Genomic DNA, 264 nt, shown 5'->3' with positions numbered 1-264 from the left:
TGGACCAAGGCTCGCGCAGCGCCGCCGCAACCGCGTCCAGATCGGCGGAGAGCCCGCGCGCAAAGGCTGCCAGTCCAGACGCCTTTGCTTGATCCAACCAAGCTGCCAGCCCGCTCTCCTCGCCATTGCGGATCATGGAGGTAAAGGCGTCGAGGAGCCGACGGTCCTGCGCCAGTTGCGGCAAAGCATGTTCGATCTGCGCGACGAATATGCTGTCGGCCTTCGAGAGGTGATGCCGACCAGAGGTCATCATGCGGGCGATCT

General features: G+C 64.0%; 1 pseudogene. It reads right to left on the bottom strand.

Annotation, left to right across the window (positions count from 1 at the left end):
- A pseudogene (locus tag AB4874_RS19960) lies at nt 1-264 on the bottom strand (ISL3 family transposase); the annotation flags it as partial.

Origin of the sequence: Thioclava arctica (assembly GCF_040892615.1) — a bacterium.
GTDB classification, from domain to species: Bacteria; Pseudomonadota; Alphaproteobacteria; order Rhodobacterales; family Rhodobacteraceae; genus Thioclava; species Thioclava arctica.
Note: the sequence above shows the minus strand (reverse complement) of the source record. Positions and strands in the feature narration are given on the sequence as shown.